This is a genomic window from Chryseobacterium sp. D764 (assembly GCF_019317325.1).
GTDB lineage: Bacteria > Bacteroidota > Bacteroidia > Flavobacteriales > Weeksellaceae > Chryseobacterium.
Genome location: NZ_CP079219.1, coordinates 4701931 through 4721153, shown reverse-complemented (window position 1 = coordinate 4721153; position 19223 = coordinate 4701931). Strand labels below are relative to the sequence as shown.

Annotated in this window: 17 protein-coding genes; 12 read left to right on the top strand and 5 right to left on the bottom strand. The window is 36.9% G+C overall.

Going from position 1 to position 19223, the window contains the following annotated elements; genetic code table 11:
- Window positions 1–16 precede the first annotated feature (16 nt).
- On the bottom strand, window positions 17–1021 hold the full coding sequence (locus KYG33_RS21530) for a glycosyltransferase (protein ID WP_180565470.1): 1005 nt from the start codon (window positions 1019–1021) through the stop codon (window positions 17–19).
- 207 nt (window positions 1022–1228) lie between these two features.
- On the opposite strand from KYG33_RS21530, the gene KYG33_RS21525 reads away from it, so the two are divergent.
- Both KYG33_RS21525 and KYG33_RS21520 read left to right on the top strand, forming a co-directional pair.
- Window positions 1229–2242, top strand: a complete 1014-nt coding sequence (locus KYG33_RS21525; protein WP_219072392.1) for an SDR family NAD(P)-dependent oxidoreductase — start codon at window positions 1229–1231, stop codon at window positions 2240–2242.
- 39 nt (window positions 2243–2281) lie between these two features.
- Window positions 2282–3088 carry a helix-turn-helix domain-containing protein gene (locus KYG33_RS21520; RefSeq protein ID WP_219072391.1) on the top strand — a complete coding sequence of 269 codons (807 nt, stop codon included), beginning with the start codon at window positions 2282–2284 and terminating at the stop codon, window positions 3086–3088.
- A gap of 254 nt (window positions 3089–3342) precedes the next feature.
- On the opposite strand, the gene KYG33_RS21515 is transcribed toward KYG33_RS21520, so the two are convergent.
- Window positions 3343–4509 carry a class I SAM-dependent RNA methyltransferase gene (locus KYG33_RS21515; protein WP_077415356.1) on the bottom strand — a complete coding sequence of 389 codons (1167 nt, stop codon included), beginning with the start codon at window positions 4507–4509 and terminating at the stop codon, window positions 3343–3345.
- Window positions 4510–4646: 137 nt separating this feature from the next.
- Between KYG33_RS21515 and KYG33_RS21510 the strand changes: the two genes are divergently transcribed.
- Together KYG33_RS21510 and KYG33_RS21505 are read left to right on the top strand one after the other, a co-directional pair.
- Window positions 4647–5372 (top strand): class I SAM-dependent DNA methyltransferase, encoded by a 726-nt coding sequence (locus tag KYG33_RS21510; protein WP_219072390.1) that lies wholly within the window; start codon window positions 4647–4649, stop codon window positions 5370–5372.
- Window positions 5373–5374: 2 nt separating this feature from the next.
- Entirely contained in the window at window positions 5375–6100 is a 726-nt protein-coding gene (locus KYG33_RS21505; RefSeq protein ID WP_219073278.1) for a ZIP family metal transporter, read from the top strand.
- A 57-nt stretch (window positions 6101–6157) separates the two neighbouring features.
- On the opposite strand, the gene KYG33_RS21500 is transcribed toward KYG33_RS21505, so the two are convergent.
- Complete coding sequence (locus tag KYG33_RS21500) at window positions 6158–7567, bottom strand: OmpP1/FadL family transporter (RefSeq protein WP_180565464.1); 1410 nt, start codon at window positions 7565–7567, stop codon at window positions 6158–6160.
- Window positions 7568–7596: 29 nt separating this feature from the next.
- On the bottom strand, window positions 7597–8700 hold the full coding sequence (locus tag KYG33_RS21495) for a prolyl-tRNA synthetase (RefSeq protein WP_077415365.1): 1104 nt from the start codon (window positions 8698–8700) through the stop codon (window positions 7597–7599).
- 144 nt (window positions 8701–8844) lie between these two features.
- Between KYG33_RS21495 and proS the strand changes: the two genes are divergently transcribed.
- The 6 genes from proS (at window position 8845) to KYG33_RS21465 (ending at window position 15966) form a co-directional block, all read left to right on the top strand.
- Window positions 8845–10320 (top strand): proline--tRNA ligase, encoded by a 1476-nt coding sequence (gene proS, locus KYG33_RS21490; protein ID WP_077415886.1) that lies wholly within the window; start codon window positions 8845–8847, stop codon window positions 10318–10320.
- 118 nt (window positions 10321–10438) lie between these two features.
- Complete coding sequence (locus KYG33_RS21485; protein ID WP_077415367.1) at window positions 10439–11767, top strand: OmpA family protein; 1329 nt, start codon at window positions 10439–10441, stop codon at window positions 11765–11767.
- A gap of 113 nt (window positions 11768–11880) precedes the next feature.
- Window positions 11881–13215 (top strand): Nramp family divalent metal transporter, encoded by a 1335-nt coding sequence (locus KYG33_RS21480; protein WP_219072389.1) that lies wholly within the window; start codon window positions 11881–11883, stop codon window positions 13213–13215.
- A gap of 211 nt (window positions 13216–13426) precedes the next feature.
- Window positions 13427–13966: a nucleotide exchange factor GrpE gene (locus tag KYG33_RS21475; protein ID WP_374200551.1), complete on the top strand. Its 540-nt coding sequence runs from the start codon at window positions 13427–13429 to the stop codon at window positions 13964–13966.
- Between the two features lie 101 nt (window positions 13967–14067).
- A complete protein-coding gene (gene dnaJ / locus KYG33_RS21470) occupies window positions 14068–15186 on the top strand; it encodes a molecular chaperone DnaJ (protein ID WP_077415369.1) in 1119 nt (372 codons plus the stop codon).
- A gap of 99 nt (window positions 15187–15285) precedes the next feature.
- Window positions 15286–15966, top strand: a complete 681-nt coding sequence (locus KYG33_RS21465; protein ID WP_219072388.1) for a DUF4304 domain-containing protein — start codon at window positions 15286–15288, stop codon at window positions 15964–15966.
- A gap of 174 nt (window positions 15967–16140) precedes the next feature.
- Here KYG33_RS21465 and KYG33_RS21460 read toward each other — a convergent pair whose 3' ends face one another.
- Window positions 16141–17025 (bottom strand): DUF808 family protein, encoded by an 885-nt coding sequence (locus tag KYG33_RS21460; RefSeq protein ID WP_180565460.1) that lies wholly within the window; start codon window positions 17023–17025, stop codon window positions 16141–16143.
- A gap of 155 nt (window positions 17026–17180) precedes the next feature.
- Between KYG33_RS21460 and KYG33_RS21455 the strand changes: the two genes are divergently transcribed.
- Entirely contained in the window at window positions 17181–17657 is a 477-nt protein-coding gene (locus KYG33_RS21455) for a tetratricopeptide repeat protein (protein WP_257468861.1), read from the top strand.
- Between the two features lie 125 nt (window positions 17658–17782).
- Window positions 17783–19174, top strand: a complete 1392-nt coding sequence (locus KYG33_RS21450; protein ID WP_219072386.1) for a serine hydrolase — start codon at window positions 17783–17785, stop codon at window positions 19172–19174.
- Window positions 19175–19223: the final 49 nt, after the last annotated feature.

Sequence of the window (19223 nt, the reverse complement as noted above, 5' to 3'; positions counted from 1 at the left end):
ACAGATAATATCCCTGCTATTTCTTATAATAATGATGTGGAAAAGCATCCTCCGGTTTCATTCTGAAAACATTGAGCAGAATCCAGGATTTCAGGAATCCATAGCCGTAAGAAAACATTTGAATATAGGTGGAAATAACGGCCATACCGGCAATGCTGATATTTTTAGTCAGTAATAAAGCGTGAAACAACACCAAAAAGGTGTACAATCCATAAAAAGAAAGGATTATCCCTCTATGCATAATAAAATACTCCAGAAAGCCCATTGCATATCCTAACATAAATAAAGTAGGAAATGCAAACGAGATCTTTACATAATTGGGATGTCTCTGATTAAGGATTGGTCTTGCACAGCCAAACTGATAGACCTGCTTGGAGAATTTTCCAAAATCGACTCTACGCTTGTGATAAACAGCAATATTGTCAAAAAAAGCAGTAGTAAATCCATTTTCCCAAAGCGTCATAGACAGATCCGGATCCTCTCCTATTCTCATTTCTGAAAATCCACCTACCTTTTCAAAAACAGACTTTTTCACTCCCATGTTAAAACTTCTGGGCTGAAATTTAGAAACAGCTTTTTTACTTCCCCTGATTCCTCCGGTAGTAAAAACAGAGGTCATGGAATAGGAAATAGCCTTCTGCATAAGATTGAATCCTTTATGAGCCTTATCTGCACCTCCAAATGCATCACAGGGAATTGTAAGAATATCATTTTTAATATGTTCAATATAATCTTTTTCAACGATGACATCACTGTCTACAAACACCAGCCATTCATTGGCTGCTCTTGCTGCTCCATAATTTCTTGTCAATCCAGGTCCTGAATTATCTTTTCTGAAATATTTAATATCCAGCCCCTGCTCAAAGTTTTCGATAGTAGGTTTCAGGTCGATCAGAGAACCGTCATCTACAATAATGATCTCAAACTCCTTATCCGTCTGTTGGGTAAGAGAAGTCAGCAGCTCAAAAAGTTCATCTTTTCGGTTGTAAATGGCAACGACAATGGAAATAGTAGGCTTCAAATTGAAAATTTTTCAAAATTACTTATTCGCAGAACAACCTACAAACAGTTTAACAGCTTATTCAGAGAAATTAACGAAGTTCCATTTATCCTTTTTACTGTATAGATTTTACAAATGAAATTCTGAGCCAACAAATTTGACATTTTAAACAAAATAAACACGGGGAATCTACTCTAATTTTGCTATAGAAATTTAAAACAATAAAAAATGGAATCAACTATCAATGCATTGCAACAGCCCGTTCAATCAGGGTTTAATGCGTATTCAACAGCTCAGGAAGTTATTAAAGGAATCGATCTTACCGGAAAAACGGTGATCATCACCGGCGGTTATGCAGGAATTGGTCTTGAAACCACAAAAGTATTGATCTCAGCCGGAGCACAGGTAATTATTCCGGCAAGAGATATTGAAAAGGCACGAAAAAATCTATCGGGAATTGAAAATTTTGAACTTGAAGAAATGGATCTTATGAATCCTGCTTCGATTGAAGCTTTTGCAGAAAGATTTACAGCATCAGGAAGAAGCCTTGATCTGCTTATTAACAACGCAGGGATCATGTGGGTTCCTCTCCGCAGAGACAGCAGAGGTTTTGAATCCCAGCTGGCCACCAATTACCTTGGGCAGTTTCACCTCACTGCAAAATTATGGCCGGCTCTGAAAAAAGCAAATGGCGCAAGAGTTATCAGTGTTTCTTCTTATGGTCATCAGATGGCTCCTTTTGATTTTGAAGATCCTAATTTTGAGAAAAGAGACTACGATACCCTATCCGGATACGGACAATCCAAAACAGCCTGTAATCTGTTTGCTGTGGAACTTGATGAAAGAGGAAAAGAATTCAATATCAGAGCTTACTCTCTTCATCCCGGTTCTGTATATGGGACTGATCTGGGCAGAGAAGAACCTGTTGAACTTTTTAAACAGATTGGAACGCATGATGAAAACGGAAATATCAAACCGGAGGTTGAAGCCCGTTTAAAAACTGTTCCACAAGGGGCAGCTACTACCATCTGGTGTGCTGTAAGTCCTCAGCTTAATGAAATCGGAGGTGTTTATTGTGAAAATTGTGATATTGCGGAAATTGATAGAGGGCAAATTGAGCACAGATTCGATGAACCGGCAACCATCCGTGGCGTACAGCCCTATTCCATTGATAAAAACAGTGCTGAGCGTTTATGGAAATTAAGTGAAGAAATGCTGGGTTTCCGGTTTGATGCCCAATAGCTGTTTTTTAAATACATTTGTAATGAAAAACTTCTGACAATGGATTTCCAGATACAATACCTCACGCCGGATATCAAGCTTTCCAGCTATGATGACAAGCTGTTCAAAACGGAAACCGTTTTTGAATACCATATGCTGGTCTGGTTTATATCCGGAGAAACAAAGATCATTCAGGCAGATAAAACCTATATTTTCAAAGCTGGAGATATTTTTCTGATCCCAAAAAATCATCTGGCAACAATCATTAATTATCCCAAAGACGGGCTTCCTCATAAAGCAGTAGCCATGCATCTTACCACAGAACGTCTGAAAGATTTTTACAGTTCTGTTGATTTTCAGAGGAAGACCGGATATCGTGAATCCAGCATTCACAGTTTCAGCAGCCATCCTCTTCTGAACAGCTGTCTGTCTTCTCTGATTCCTTATTTTGAAATTGAAGGGCCCTTTCCTGAGAATATCGCTCATTTAAAGATCACTGAAGCCATCAGTATTTTAAGGGAAATCGATCCGGATATAGATCATATCCTTGCTGATTTTGATGAACCGGGAAAAGTGGATCTTATTCATTTTATGGAAAAGAATTATATGTTCAATATGCCTTTGGAACGGTTCGGATATCTTACAGGCAGGAGCTTATCTACTTTCAACCGTGATTTCAGAAAGATTTATCAAACGACACCGCAGCGATGGCTTACTCAAAAGCGTCTTGAACTCGCCTATTATCATTTGTCTGAAAAGAATAAAAAACCTTCTGACATTTTCCTGGAAGTAGGCTTTGAAGATCTGTCGCATTTTTCGCACGCCTTTAAAAAACAGTATGGCTTTGCACCTTCACTGGCACGATAAAATAAGAAGAGAGTATATCAACATGGATATACTCTCTTCTTATTTTGTTAAAGTGATAATCTACTGCAGTTATTTTTTCTGTGAAGTATCTGGATCTTTTAGTTCCTTTTTTTGAGATATTGCATTATGATTTAGGGCCTTTCTTTTAGGTTTTGAGCGTGGCGGTTTTGATCCGGAACTAAACAGACCGAACACATCCAAAACTACATCAAATATATCTAGAAAATTCCAGGACATTTTAACCTCAAAATTTATTAATTATTACCTTCCAGTTTATGTACTTTCTTCGTTCCCTCATACATTTCGTACTGTAAAAATCTCGTTTCCAGTTTTCCGTTGAAAAGTTTGATCTTTCTTGATGGACGCAGCCCTATTTTCTTCACGGCTTCAAGATCTGAAGAGATCAGCCATGCTAATGTATTCGGATAATGGGTCTTGAAAGTATCTCCTATTTTCTTGTAGAAATCATCGTCATTGATGGAAATTCTCTCGTCGTAAGGTGGATTGAATACCATTAATAAAGGGAACAATTCTTTCTTAGAATCAAAGAAATCCTGTTTTTTGATCTCAATTACATCTTCCATTTCTGCTGCTTCTACATTCATTTCTGCAGCATTCAGCATTTTTCCATCAATGTCATACCCTACAATTTTTCCATCAAACTGTCTTACTCTGTTAATTCTGAATTCTTTGATTTTCGAAAACAATTCTGCATCATAGTTATTCCAGTTCTGGAAGCCGAATCTCTTTCTGAAGATCTGAGCCGGAAGATCCATCGCAATCATTGCTGCTTCAATCAATAATGTTCCTGAACCGCACATAGGATCAAGGAAATTTCCTTTTCCGTCCCAGCCTGCCAGCTGAAGCATTCCGCTTGCAAGAACCTCATTGATAGGCGCTTCTCCCTGCTCTCTTCTGTACCCTCTCTTAAATAAAGGATCACCGGAAGAGTCCATTGAAATCATCACCAATTCTCTGTCAATATGAAGATGGAATTTGATATCCGGATTTCTTGTTTCCACATTCGGACGTCTTTTGAATTTTTCCTGGAAATAATCCACGATCGCATCCTTCATTTTTAAAGTCACAAACTGAGAATGCTTGAATGTTTCAGAGTTTACTGTAGCATCAATAGAGAAAGACTGATCAACATTCATGAAGTTTTCCCATTCAAATTTGAACAATCTATCGTAGAACTGATGTTGATTAAAAGCTTTGAACTCATGAATCGGAACCAGTATTTTCAATGCTGTTCTCGCAGAGTAATTGATCTTGTAAAGAAAACCAAGATCTCCTTCACAATTTACTGCCCTGTTTTTAATTTCAACATTCCTACCACCCAATTTTTTGATTTCTTCTGCCAGAATCTGCTCCAATCCGAAGAATGTCTTTATCTGTATTTTAATATTTTCTGTATCCATAAGTATGAATTAAAAGATTTAAAGCTTTAATAATTAAAAGATTAGCTATCCAATTCCTTGTCCAATTGAAATTTTCAATCTCTTAATGTTGTAAAATACTTTGCTTTTAACCGCACAAATTTAGTTATTTTTGCATTATGGAATGGTTTGAATCTTGGTTTGATACCCCTTATTATCATTTGCTTTATAGCAACAGAGACTATACTGAAGCTGAAAACTTCATTAAAAAGCTCACAGCGGACCTTCAGTTGCCGCCTCAGTCGAAAATCATAGATCTTGCCTGCGGAAAGGGAAGACACTCTGTTTTTCTTAATAAATTAGGGTATGATGTTTTGGGTCTTGACCTTTCTAGACAAAGCATAGAGTCTGACAAACAGTATGAAAATCAAACCTTGATTTTTGAAGTTCATGATATGAGAAATCCAATTGATGCAGACCCTATGGATGCTGTATTCAATTTATTTACAAGTTTTGGGTATTTTGACAATGAAAATGATGATAAAAAGGTATTCCAGTCTGTTTACAATGCATTGAATCCCGGAGGATATTTTGTACTGGATTATCTGAATGAAGAATATGTAAGAAATACTTTAGTACCGGAAACAGCAATCACCCGCGATAATATAGACTTTAAAATCCTGAAAAAAATCGAAGGCAGACATGTCATCAAAGATATCCGTTTTGAAGCTGATGGTAAGCCGTTTCATTTCTTTGAAAAGGTAAAGCTTCATACATTGGAAGCTATTCACAACTATGCTTCGGAATGTGGTTTTGAAAGAATAAAAATCTGGGGAGATTATCAGCTGAATGAATTTAATAAAGAAAATTCCCCGCGTTGTATCAATTTATTTAAGAAAAAATAATGATAACAGTACTTTTACTGATTCTAAGTGTAATAACAGGAGTATTTCTGGGAAAACACTTTGGTAAAAAAGAAAAACTGGCCAAAAATCTACTGATACTAAGTGCCGGTTTTTTGATTACAATCTGTCTCAACGAGGTTTTCCCACAGGTTTACACTTCTGCAGGGAGCAATAATCTTGGGATATTTGTAATCGCAGGAGTTCTTCTACAGATGATTCTGGAGGCTCTTACCAAAGGTTTTGAACATGGACATTTCCACCATCATAATGAACATAATATTCTTCCTGCTGCTTTAATGGTAGGATTGTTTATTCATGCTTTCATTGAAGGAATTCCTCTTGCCAATGAAGAACACGAGATGTCTCCTTATCTTTGGGGAATTGTGTTTCACAATCTCCCTATTTCATTTATTCTGGGAGCATTTTTATTTAACAGAAAAGGAGAATCAAAAAGTTCTTCATCGTACCCCTCTATTCTCATTGTAGCCTTATTTGCTCTGGCTTCTCCAATGGGAATGTTGCTAGGAAACTATTTCAATCCTGATCTTCAGCCCTATTTTCTGGCTATCGTAGGGGGAATTTTCCTTCATATTTCATCAGTGATCATTTTTGAAAGCAATAAAAATCACAATATTGACTGGGTAAAGATCGGACTGGTTGTTTTAGGAGTTTCACTTGCATTAATGATGCATCTCTTCCACCAACATCCTGTTGCCCATTCTCATTAAAAAATAAAAAAGCTCCGGAATCCGGAGCTTTTTTATTGTATATAGCTTATGTAAAGCTTAGAACTTCCATCCTACTGTAAGGAAGAAATTATTTCTGTTATTTTTAACCTCACTTGCTGCATATGCATCACTTTCAAAAATGTTGTTAGCAGAATAATAAGATGAATCAGAATTTCCGTCCATATATCCTCTCATAAAAGGGTTAGTATACTTAGATGAGATATTCTGATAAGATGCATCTACATAGAAAGATTTGAAATCATACCCGATACCGAAAGAAAGCGTATTTCTATCGCTTAGCATCATGTTGCTGTATGATTGATCTCCTACGCTTCCTGCATCATTAAATCTACTGATCGTAAGTGCATCAAAAGGACTTGACTGGTAAGCATAACCTCCTCTCAGTCTGAACTGCTGTACTCTGTACTCAGCTCCTACTCTTACTTCAGAAAGGTTTTTGTAATTCTCTTTAAAGAAATCATTTAATGATCTTTCTGCACCGCCGTATACTTTATAATCAGGCTTTGTAAGTCCAAGGGTATAATCTACGTTCAAAGAGAAGTTTTTACTTGCTACAAATGCAGCACTCACTGTTGCTTTAAGCGGTGAAGTAAACTTTCTGTTTTCAGCACCCATATCGTCCCCGTAAACAGGATCGTTATAGAAATAATAATTTCTGTCTATTGTCCAGAATGTAGGAGTCTCAAGGGATGCTCCCACTCTGAAATTAGGACTTAGTTTTCCGATCACCCCTAATGAAGCAGAAAAACCTGAAGATCTTTCTGTATAAGGAGTATCCTGCTTACTGAATCCTTCCGTAGAATTATTGGCAAGATTTCGGTAAAATAAAGTATCATATTGATCAACTGAAGCATTGAAAAAATTGAAACCCGCCCCTAAATATAAATTATGATTATAATTGGCTCCTACCCCAAAGCTCATCTTTGACAGATTACCATATCTTTCATATATATGTCCTGCCAATGCAGCATCCTTGGTTATATCATCTTTATCAAAGGCGTAGACAACATTGTTATTACCCGGTGACTGAATGACATTATCAAGAGACTGATTGGAGAAATTAATACCGATATTAATAAACTTCCATCCGGTTTCTGTCATCAGTGGGAAAGCAATGATCCCGCCTGCATTTCCAAGGTCTCCCTTAGTTTTGCTATAGTCTATGGTAGATCCAGCTAAAGAGCTGCTGTTTTTATTGCCTAAAATAGATAAAGTTCCTGAAACCTCTCCTGAAATAGCTACCCCTAAACCTGCCGGGTTGGTAAGCAAAGAGTTTGCATCACCACCTAGCGCACCATTAGATCCAGCCATTGCATTGAACTTAGCCGATCCCACCATAGGAGTACTTGAGTAAACATCCACGGTATTTCTTATCACAGAAACATCCTGAGCCTGTGCATAAAATGCAGCAGAAATACTCATTAATACTAAAGATTTTTTTAACATTATTTTTTAATAGTTTATTCGTTTGAAAATTATCTGAATCCACCTCTTCCTCCGCCTCCGGATCTCATTCCGCCACCGCCGCCAGAAGAACCGCCTCTGAAGCCGCCGCCACCGGAGTTGAAGCCGCCACTAGATCTGAAACCTCCTGAATCATTAGATCTGAAGCCTCCACTATTGTTGTTTCTAGGCTGTGGTTGCTGATAATTATAGTTAGGTCTTGTCTGTGGTGCTGTATTACGGAATCCACCATTGGACTGTGTATTTCTGAAACCGCCATTTGAGTTGGAATTTCTGAAGCCACCATTATCTGTGTTTCTAAATCCTCCATTACTATTTCTGAAACCGCCATTTGAATTAGAATCTCTGAAACCGCCATTATTTCCGTTTCTGAAACCGCCATTAGTATTTCTGAAGCCTGAATTAGCCGTATTGGTTCTGTATACTGCGTTTGCTACACCTGTATTCTGGAATCCTCCTCCACTAGCACCGCTTCTTCTATACACTGGTCTGTTGTAGTAGCCACCACCCCAGTAACCGCCTCCGTATCCCCAGTAAGGGTTTCCGTAACCGCCCCAGAATGGATCGTAATATCCACCATATCCCCAGTATGGGCTTCCCCATCCGTAAGAGCCTCCCCAGCCCCAGCCGAATGATCCGCCCCACCCCCAGGACATACTAGCACCCCAGCCCCAGCCACGGTTCATACCCCAACCCCAATACGGGCTATAACCACCATACCATCCCCAAGGAGATCCCCATGAGTTGTCATAATAGTTGGTTTGAGAACCTGCATAAAGTCCCCAGTCTGAATCTGTAGCGTTGGAGTTCCAATTCGGATTGGTATTGCTCCAGTCATTATATCTGTTTTGCTGTTCTCGGGAATTCGTCTGTGCATTTTGAATAACATTGGAATCCTGATAATAGTCATAGTATTCTCCTACTCTGTTTCCGCTATCATTGATGATAACTCCTTCAGGTAGCGTATCCTTATTGGGGTCGTAATACACCCCATCCGTCTCGCTATACCCTCCCATCTGAGCACCACAAGACACAAGTAATAATCCGCCTGATATAGCCAACACCCCTTTGGATCTTAGCAGACCAAGCAAATTTTTATGTATATTTCTTTTCATGATAACGTAAAAATTTTTAATTTAAATTATATTTGCAATCTGTACCAAAAATGTACCAAAATACTGGTAAAAAAATCTATCAAAAATAGATTTTTATTTTTAGATAACAATAATGTACAAAAGTTAAAAAAATTAAAAAAAATAATGGCAAAATTAACCTCAAGAAGCGAAGATTACAGCAAATGGTATAATGAGCTGGTTGTAAAAGCTGATTTAGCTGAAAACTCAGGCGTGCGTGGATGTATGGTGATCAAACCGTATGGCTATGCGATCTGGGAAAAAATGCGTGATGAAATGGATAGAAAATTCAAAGAAACAGGTCACGTTAACGCATACTTCCCGCTTTTTGTGCCCAAGAGCTTGTTTGAGGCTGAGGAAAAAAATGCAGAAGGTTTTGCAAAAGAATGTGCTGTTGTTACCCACTACAGATTAAAAACAGATCCGGACAATCCATCTAAACTGATCGTGGATCCGGATGCAAAATTGGAAGAAGAACTTATCGTTCGTCCTACTTCGGAAGCAATTATCTGGAATACCTACAAAAACTGGATTCAGTCTTACAGAGACTTACCGATATTGATCAACCAATGGGCGAATGTTGTTCGTTGGGAAATGAGAACACGTCTTTTCTTAAGAACGGCAGAATTCTTATGGCAGGAAGGCCACACCGCTCACGCTACGAAAGATGAAGCTGTTGAAGAAGCAGAAAAGATGAATAAAGTATATGCAGATTTTGCAGAAAACTTTATGGCAATGCCGGTAATTCAAGGGTTGAAAACTCCATCTGAAAGATTTGCAGGAGCTGATGAAACCTATTGTATTGAAGCTTTAATGCAGGATGGAAAAGCTTTACAGGCAGGAACATCTCACTTCTTAGGGCAGAATTTTGCAAAAGCATTTGACGTAAAATTCACTAATAAAGAAGGAAAAATAGAACATGCATGGGCTACATCATGGGGAACATCAACTCGTTTGATGGGAGCTTTGATTATGACGCACTCTGATGATTTCGGATTGGTATTGCCACCTACTCTGGCACCTATTCAGGTAGTGATTGTTCCGATCTTTAAAGGAGAAGAGCAGCTAGAGCAAATCAGTGAAGTAGCTTTGGATATTCAGGCTAAACTGAGAGCTAAAGGTATTTCTGTGAAATTTGATAATGATACTCAGAACAAACCAGGATGGAAATTTGCAGAATATGAATTGAAAGGAGTTCCTGTTAGAATCGCAATGGGACCAAGAGATCTGGAAAATAAATCTGTGGAAATCGCGAGAAGAGATAATCTGACGAAAGAAGTTCGTTCTATTGAAGGTCTGGATTCTTATATTGAAGAGTTATTAAAAACTATTCAGCAGGACCTTTATAATAAAGCATTTGAATTCAGAAAAAATAATATGACGAAAGTTGATACTTATGAAGAGTTCAAAACAGTTCTGGAAGAGAAAGGAGGTTTCATCTATGCTCACTGGGATGGTACGGCTGAAGAAGAGGAACAGATCAAGGATGAAACAAAGGCAACAATCAGATGTATTCCTTTAGATGATGATATAGAAGAAGGAATGTCTTTGATTTCAGGAAAACCTTCTAAGAGACGTGTATTATTCGCAAAAGCTTATTAAAAATTTTAATGATTTAGAAAAAAATCGTTAATTTTTAAAGAAATATTCAAAAAAAAGTGACATTTGGACGGATTTTTGTTTAAATTTATCTCAACATTAATCAAAAAAATTTATTATTATGTCTTTAAATGTCATTGATTTAATTAAAGGACAATTAGGTCCCGCTTTAGTTTCACAGGCTGCTTCGCAGTTTGGAGAAAGTGAATCCGGTATTTCTAAAGCAATTGGTGGATTATTACCTGCTGTAGTAGGTGGATTAGCCAATAGTGCAGATAAGCCTGGCGTTGTGGAAGCTATTACACAAGCCTCTTCAAGTGGAATTTTAGGAAATTTATTAGGTGGTTCATCTAGCAACCCTATTATTTCTAACTTGTTGTCTTCAATTTTTGGAGATAAAATAAGCGGATTGGTAAATTCCATTGCCAGTTTTTCAGGAGTAAGCAATACCTCTGCAGGTTCTTTGTTAAACCTGGTGACTGGAGCTACGGTAGGCACGGTTGGAAAATATGCGGCAGACAATAATTTAGGTGCTTCAGGTATTTCCAGCTTGCTGAACGATCAGAAAGGCATTATTTCTTCCTTATTGCCAGCAGGTCTTTCTTTGGCTTCCTTTGGATTAGGAGCTGAAAATTGGTTTGGCCAGGCGAAAGAAACAGTTTCTTCGGTAACTTCTACTGCTAAAGATAACATCGCAGAAGGTGTTGCTACAGCAAGAGAAAATGTTTCTGAAGGAGCAAGAGAAATAAGAGAACAATTTAACGATAATAATAACAATAATCAAGGCGGAGGCTCCATCTGGAAATGGCTGCTTCCGCTTTTACTGTTATTGGCAGCCGGATATTTCTTATGGAAACAGTGCGAGAAAAAACAGACGACTACCACAACTACCAGTACGTCTGACTCAGCAACAACAAGTTCTACTGCAGATACAGCTACAACAGGAACTGCAACACCTGTTCCGGCTACTGCTAAAACCGATGAAAACATTGATCTTAATGGTGTGATGTTAAAAGGTTATAAAGGCGGTATGGAGGATCAGATGATTACTTTCCTGAAATCCGGAGCTTACAAAAATGCAGCTGATGATTCAGCATTGAAAGATAAATGGTACGATTTCGACCATGTTAATTTCAAAATGGGAAGTTCGACTGAACTTGAAGCAGGTTCACAAGGACAGTTGGATAACTTAGTGGCTATCCTTAAAGCTTTCCCTGATGCAAAAATCAAAATCGGTGGTTACACTGATAAAACAGGAAACGAAGCTTCAAACGTAAAATTATCAAAAGCCAGAGCTGAATTTATTAAAGCAGCTTTAGCAAAAGCTGGAGTTGGAGCTCAGGTTTTAGAAGCAGAAGGTTATGGAAGCAAATTTGCTAAAGTAGACGCAAAAGCTTCTGACGCAGAAAGAGCTGCTGATAGAAAAATGTCTGTAAGATTTGCAAAATAATCTTTAGATTCAATAAAAATTAGATCCCGGAAAGCAATTTCCGGGATTTTTTTATGCCATGATTTCTCTGTTTACATTTATTTAATTAAATTTGTTAGTCATTTCTAACATTTATGAATTTCAATATAAAAAACGCCTGGCGAAAAGATAAAACATCTCATTCCTTATCAGAGGTTTATTCATCGATCAAAGTTCCTAAAAATGCAAATTTTTGGAGGAAATATCTTGCATTTGCAGGACCGGGACTGATGATTGCCGTAGGATATATGGATCCGGGAAACTGGGCTACGGATATCGCCGGAGGAGCTCAGTTTGGGTATACCCTGCTATCCGTAATTCTTATTTCCAACATTTTTGCGATGGTTCTACAGCATCTATCCGTGAAACTCGGAGTTGTTGCTGAAAGAGATCTTGCACAGGCCTGCAGGGATCACTTCAGCCCTACCACCAATTTTATTCTCTGGGTATTTTGTGAAATAGCCATTGCGGCCTGTGATCTCGCCGAGGTCATTGGTTCCGCCATAGCATTAAACCTGTTATTTCATATTCCGCTGACCTGGGGAATTGTCATTACCACAGTGGATGTTTTAATTATTCTCTTACTTCAGGCCAAAGGTTTCCGATGGATTGAAAGTATTGTAGGAGGTCTTATATTCATTATTCTGGCCTGTTTTGTCTATGAAATTGTTATTTCTAAGCCTGCTTTCAATGAAATTCTGGGAGGATTGGTTCCTCAAAAAGAAATCATTCAGAATCCCGCAATGCTTTATATTGCCATCGGGATCTTAGGAGCTACAGTAATGCCCCACAACCTGTATCTGCACAGCAGCATTGTACAGACCAGAGATTATACCCGGGATACAGAAGGAAAAAAAGAGGCCATAAAGTTTGCGACCCTGGACAGCACTGTTTCATTGATGCTGGCATTCTTCATTAATGCCGCAATACTTATTCTGGCAGCAGCCACATTCCATACAACAGGAAACGAACATGTTGCAGATATCCATGATGCCTATAAAATGCTGACCCCTATTCTGGGAGCTTCCATGGCAAGTATTGCGTTTGCTATTGCTTTATTGGCATCCGGACAAAACTCTACATTAACAGGAACTCTTGCGGGACAGATCGTAATGGAAGGTTTTTTAAATATCAGATTAAAACCGTGGCTAAGAAGGCTAATCACAAGACTTATTGCCGTCATTCCGGCTCTTATTGTTGCTATTCTTTATGGTGAACAGGGAACAACAGAGTTATTGGTTTTAAGCCAGGTAATTCTATCTATGCAGCTGAGTTTTGCTGTTGTCCCTTTGGTTATGTTTACCAATGATAAAGCGAAAATGGGAGAATTTGTCAACAACCCGTTTCTTAAAATCTGCGTGTGGGCCATTTCCATTATTATCATTGTTTTAAACCTGTACCTTTTGTATCAAACGTTTATGGGAGAATAAAAAATACAACGATAGTTTTTAAATTGACTATTGGGCATTATTAAGTGAATGGTCAATGGTCAATGGTCAATTTTTAATTTCACACTACAACAAATTCACAAGCGAAGCGGATTGATTTATTCACTATTCATCATCATGCATTTTTCTGCCTTAATGTCCAGATTTTGGATTTGGCAGGCTCTTTGTCAAACAATCAGTAAATAAATATTGAATTATGGAAAACCAGGATATTAACGAAGAAAGCATCAATAATCAGGAAGAAAACAATGTTCAGAATGACGCAACATCTCAGGACAATGTGACAGCAGCACCTTCGCCGGAGGAACTTTTGGCAGAAGAAAAAGACCGTTACATCAGATTGTATGCTGAATTCGAAAACTATAAAAAAAGAACAAGCAAAGAGAAGATGGAATTCTTCCAGTATGCTAATCAGGAGATGATGGTTTCAATGTTAGGGGTTTTAGATGATTTTGAAAGAGCATTAAAGGAAATCGCTAAAAACGGAAATCCGGCTGACCTTCAAGGGGTGGAACTGATCTATCAGAAATTCAAAAATAAACTTACCGAAAAAGGCTTACAAACAATGGAAGTAAGAGCTGGTGACAGCTTTAATGTTGATTTCCATGAAGCGATTACTCAGATCCCTGCTCCATCAGAAGATTTGAAAGGAAAAATCGTAGACGTTATTGAAACGGGATATACTTTAGGTGATAAAGTAATCCGTTTTGCAAAAGTAGTAACAGGAAATTAAAATTAATAAATGATAAATGGTGAGTGATAATTGATGAATGTTTCACTTATTAGCTTTACAATATCTTTTATCATTTATCAACAATCAATTATAAAATTGTCATGTCAAAAAGAGATTATTACGAGGTTCTTGAGATCAGCAAATCTGCATCGGCCGATGAAATAAAAAAAGCATACCGTAAAATGGCTATCAAATTTCACCCGGATAAAAATCCTGGTGATAAAGAGGCTGAAGAAAAGTTTAAAGAAGCCGCTGAAGCTTACGAGGTTCTAAGCGACGATCAGAAACGTGCAAGATATGACCAGTTCGGTCATGCCGGAGTAGGAGGAAACGGCGGATTTGGAGGCGGAGGCTTCGGAGGCGGAATGAACATGGAGGATATTTTCAGTCAGTTTGGAGATATTTTCGGTGGTGGTTTCGGAGGATTCGGTGGCGGCGGTGGAGGCCGTCAGCAGGTGAAAGGTTCTAATTTAAGAATCAGAATCAAGCTGAACCTTGAGGAAATGGTAAACGGAACTCAGAAAACCATTAAAGTAAAAAAAATGAAGATGGCAGAAGGTGCCACTTCAAAAACATGTCCTACCTGTAACGGTTCCGGTGTTCAGCTTAAAGTAATGAATACCATGTTTGGTCAAATGCAGACTCAAACAACGTGTAGTACTTGCCAGGGAATTGGAAAAGTTGCTGACAAGATTCCTGCAGGAGCCAATGCACAAGGTCTTATCAAAGATGAAGAGGAAATCACGATCAATATCCCTGCAGGAGCGAGAGACGGTATCCAGCTTAATGTAAGAGGAAAAGGAAATGACGCACCATTTGGTGGAATTCCGGGAGACTTATTGGTAATCATTGAAGAGGAAGTAGATCAAATCATCAAAAGAGAAGGCGATAATCTTCACCAGGAACTGTATGTTTCTTTTGCTGAGGCTGCTTTAGGAACTAAAAAAGAAATTCCTACTGTTGGAGGAAAAGTAAAAATTACCGTTGATCCGGGAACTCAATCCGGAAAGATCTTAAGATTGGCTGGAAAAGGACTTCCAAGTATCGACAGCTACGGAAAAGGAGACATGTTTATCCACATCAATGTATGGACGCCACAAAAGCTTACTAAAGAACAGAAAGATTTCTTTGAAAAGCAGATGTCCAGCGGAGAAATGGTTGCAGAACCATCCGGAAAGGAAAAAACTTTTTTTGATAAAGTAAAAGATTTATTCAATTAATATATAAAAGAGACTTTTTTAAGTCTCTTTTTTTTATGCTCTTTTATTTTTTTATTTTTGCTCCTCAATTGGATTTATTCAAAATACTATCAGAAACAAATGGATACAAGAACAATATTTTTAAATGCCTGCAATGAAATTGCCACTCAGCTGGATGGTTTCAAAACACTTGAAAAAGGACAAAGGCTTAAAAAAGTTTCCCTTGATAAAGATATCTATTTTGAGATTTATTTTCAGTCCAGTTTTAGGAATGATTCTTCATCCGTTCAGACCCTTCCCCATATTGCTATCTATTCTAAAATTTTAAAGAAATGGCAGACAGAGCAAACTAAAAATGAATATTCTCAGGGATTAATTTTTGGAAATCAGATAGGTTATTTAACTCCGTATAATAATTGGAAACAATGGAATTTAGCAGGGTTATCTTATGAAAAATCAATTATTGAAATTACAGAAAATATAGAAAAATACATCCTCCCAATTTTCAAAATTTTTAATTCTAAGGAAATTGCTGTCGAATTTCTAAAAAACAATGGAACAAAGTTTAATCAATGGTCAGAGAATTCTATTTCTCCTTTAGACTTCCTTTTATGTTTTTCTGAAAAAGATACTGCTGAAGTTTTTCTAAATAATTTTGTAAACAATTGCCCATATAAAGGAAATATTCTTAAACTTTACGAGAAACTAAAAACAGAAAATGAAATTGATCTCAATTATTCTGAATTTCACGGAGCTGATACAATTAAATTAGCCTATATAAATGGGTTGAAAATAAAATAAGGTTGCTGCAAAAACTATAACTTAATAAAGGATAAGAATCTCAGCAAATGCCTATACAAAAAATGCGAGTATAATTTTTAATATATCAAACGATAAATTCTCCACATCTATTAATAAAAAATCCTGCACTCTCTCAAGCACAGGATTTTTTGGTTATTTAATTCTAATTCTGTTTTATTTTTTTATTGCCAGAGAGTAAATCCCTTTTCCTAAAGTAAATATGGCAACCGCTGCTAACCCACCAACAAGTCCAAGCGTAAGTTCTTTCAAAACATCTGGCCAGGTTGGAAGTACGCCATGAAAAAATTCAATCCTATGTAGAAAAATTCCACCAGCAACCATTATTAAAGCAATTGTTCCGACAACTCCTAATATTTTAATAACAATAGGTAAAGCCTTCACTAATACATGCCCAAGCCTCCCAAAAAAGCCTTTATCATTACTTTTCTTTATTAATTTAAATCCTGCATCATCCATTCTTACGATCAAAGCTACAATTCCATAAACTCCAACCGTCGCAATAAATGCAACCAAACTCGTTACTAAAATCTGCGTAATGAAAGGATGACTTTCTTCCAATACGGTTCCTAATGCAATAATAACAATCTCGATTGATAAAATAAAATCCGTTGTAATGGCCGACTTTACTTTCTCTTTTTCTATTTCTTCAGAACTTTTTTCATCTTCTACAATTTCCTCTATAACTTCATGACCCTTTTTGTCACGGTGAAAAAGAAATTCTATTACTTTTTCAACGCCTTCAAAAGCCAGATATAATCCTCCAAGGATCAATACATAATTAATAGCCGGAGCATACAACCAATTGAGTAAAAAAACAATAGGCAGAATGATCAGTTTGTTAATAAAAGAACCTTTTGTAATTGCCCATAAAACTGGAAGTTCTCTTGAAGAAAGAAAGCCAGTGGCTTTTTCTGCATTTACAGCAAGGTCATCTCCTAAAATCCCTGCTGTCTTTTGGGTAGCAATCTTACTGGTAACTGCTACATCATCCATCAATGCTGCAATATCATCTAAAATTGCAAAAAAGCCTGATGCCATATTTTAATAATTTTTTAATCTTTGTTAAGTTCAGCAAAAATAAATATTTAATTCCGTTTTTGGATTCATAATCTGACAATAATTTTGAAAATTATAAGAATGATTAAGTAATGCTCTACTTTCAATATTTTATATCTTTGTTTAAAATCTATCCGATGGATGAAAACTGGGAAACCCAATTAAAAAGTATATGGCTAAAACTTGGAACAATAGGCAATGAAGAGTTTATTCACCAAATTAAAAATCATGTAGAATTACTAACGGATTTCCAGGCTATTGCTGATTTTGAAAGAGCCTGCGCTTTTGACTCCACCGGACATGAAAAGGAAGCGGAACCTTTATACAGATCCGCATTAGATAAAGGGCTCGACGGTTTACGAAGAAGAAGAGCAAGAATCCAGCTGGCAAGTACTTTAAGAAATAATGGAAAACTGGAAGAAAGTATTCATATTTTAAGGGAAGAAAAAGCTAATTATTCTGATGAACTGAATGATGCTGTAGACTCTTTTTTAGCGCTGTCCCTTTCTTCAGCAGGAGAGCCCAAAGAAGCACTGTCTATAGTATTGAAAGCAATTTCAAAACATTTGCCCAGATACAATAATTCTCTGAGCCGCTATGCTGAAAACTTATAACCCTAGACAATAGCCGAAATAATCTCTGACATTTCTGCGAGATATGATTTCAAACCCTTAACAGACACAAAATTGTACACTATCAATATTAAGCTTATTTTAATCGTTTTTAAAACCTGATATCTATGCAACGTCAATTTCATATTTTAGCTTTAGGATGTTTGTTTTATCTGTTCAGTACATTCTGTTCCACTTCAGAAGCCCAGACACAAGCTCATCTAAGCGGTTTTAATCAGGAAAAGAAAAAAGAAGAAATAGACAGCATTATAAAAGCCTATGCTGCAATTAATAAATTTAATGGAACTGCGTTGATCCATTATCAGAATAAAAACATTTTCGAAAGATCTTACGGTTGGCAGGATGCAGAAAAAAAGATACTCAATCAGGACCAAAGTGTTTATCAGATTGCTTCTTTAACCAAATCTTTCACTGCCTTAATCATTGTAAAACTAAGTGAAGAGGGCAAACTTTCTGTTAAAGATCCTGTTTCAAAGTTTATTCCCGATTATCCGAGAGGAAATGAAATCACCATTGAACATCTCCTTACCCACACCTCGGGAATTTATGAAGTATTACGAAATAAAGAATATTTCAGCCTGCTTCACACCGGAAAATCTATAGCCAAAAATAAAGAGCTTTCTTTTTTTAAAAATGAGCCCTTGGATTTTGAACCCGGAACCCAATTCTCGTATACCAATTCAGGATATATTCTCCTTGGAATTATTATTGAGAAAATAACAGGGCTTTCTTATGAAGATGCAGTAAGAAAAATCATCTTGAATCCTCTAAAGATGAGTCACACAGGCTTTAATTATTTAGGTTTGAAAAGTCCATATAAAACAGTTCCCTATTCTTATATTTCAAAAACAAGACAGGAAAAAACCGAAGTATGGAATTCCACATTAACCGGTCCTGCAGGGCAGATCTACAGTACCGTTGAAGACCTGTACAATTACTATATGGGATTGAGAGATTATAAAATTGTTTCTAAAGAAGCATTTAAAAAAGCGACAACACCTTTTTTGAGCGGCTATGGCTACGGTTGGTTTATTGATGATCTTTATGGGAAAAAACTCATTAACCATGGTGGAAATATAGAGGGTTCTACAAGTTATTTTGCTATGCTTCCTGAAGATGATCTATGCATTATTCTTTTGAACAATATCACAAGTAAAAAACTGGAGAAAGCAGGCAACACTATTTTAGCAGCTCTTTTAGAACAGCCTTACACTCTTCCACAACCAAAGAAGGAAGCTGTGTTAAGTGCTGATATACTTAAAAAATACGTTGGTGATTATCAGCTTGCCGATAACAGCGTGATTCATATTCTATACGAAAACGGTCAGCTTTTTATACAAAACAATAAAGATCCTAAAGTAAAAATGCTGGCTGAAAAAGAGGATCTATTTTTCCTGCAGGATGATGATACCGAAATTTCTTTTATTTTAAAAAAGGGAGAAAAAGATGTTATTACAATTAAAAAAGGACTTTCGTCAAAAACAGCAGAAAAGTTATAATCACGCATTGATTGTGTCATAATCCATAGATTTTTTTTGTAAATTTAAG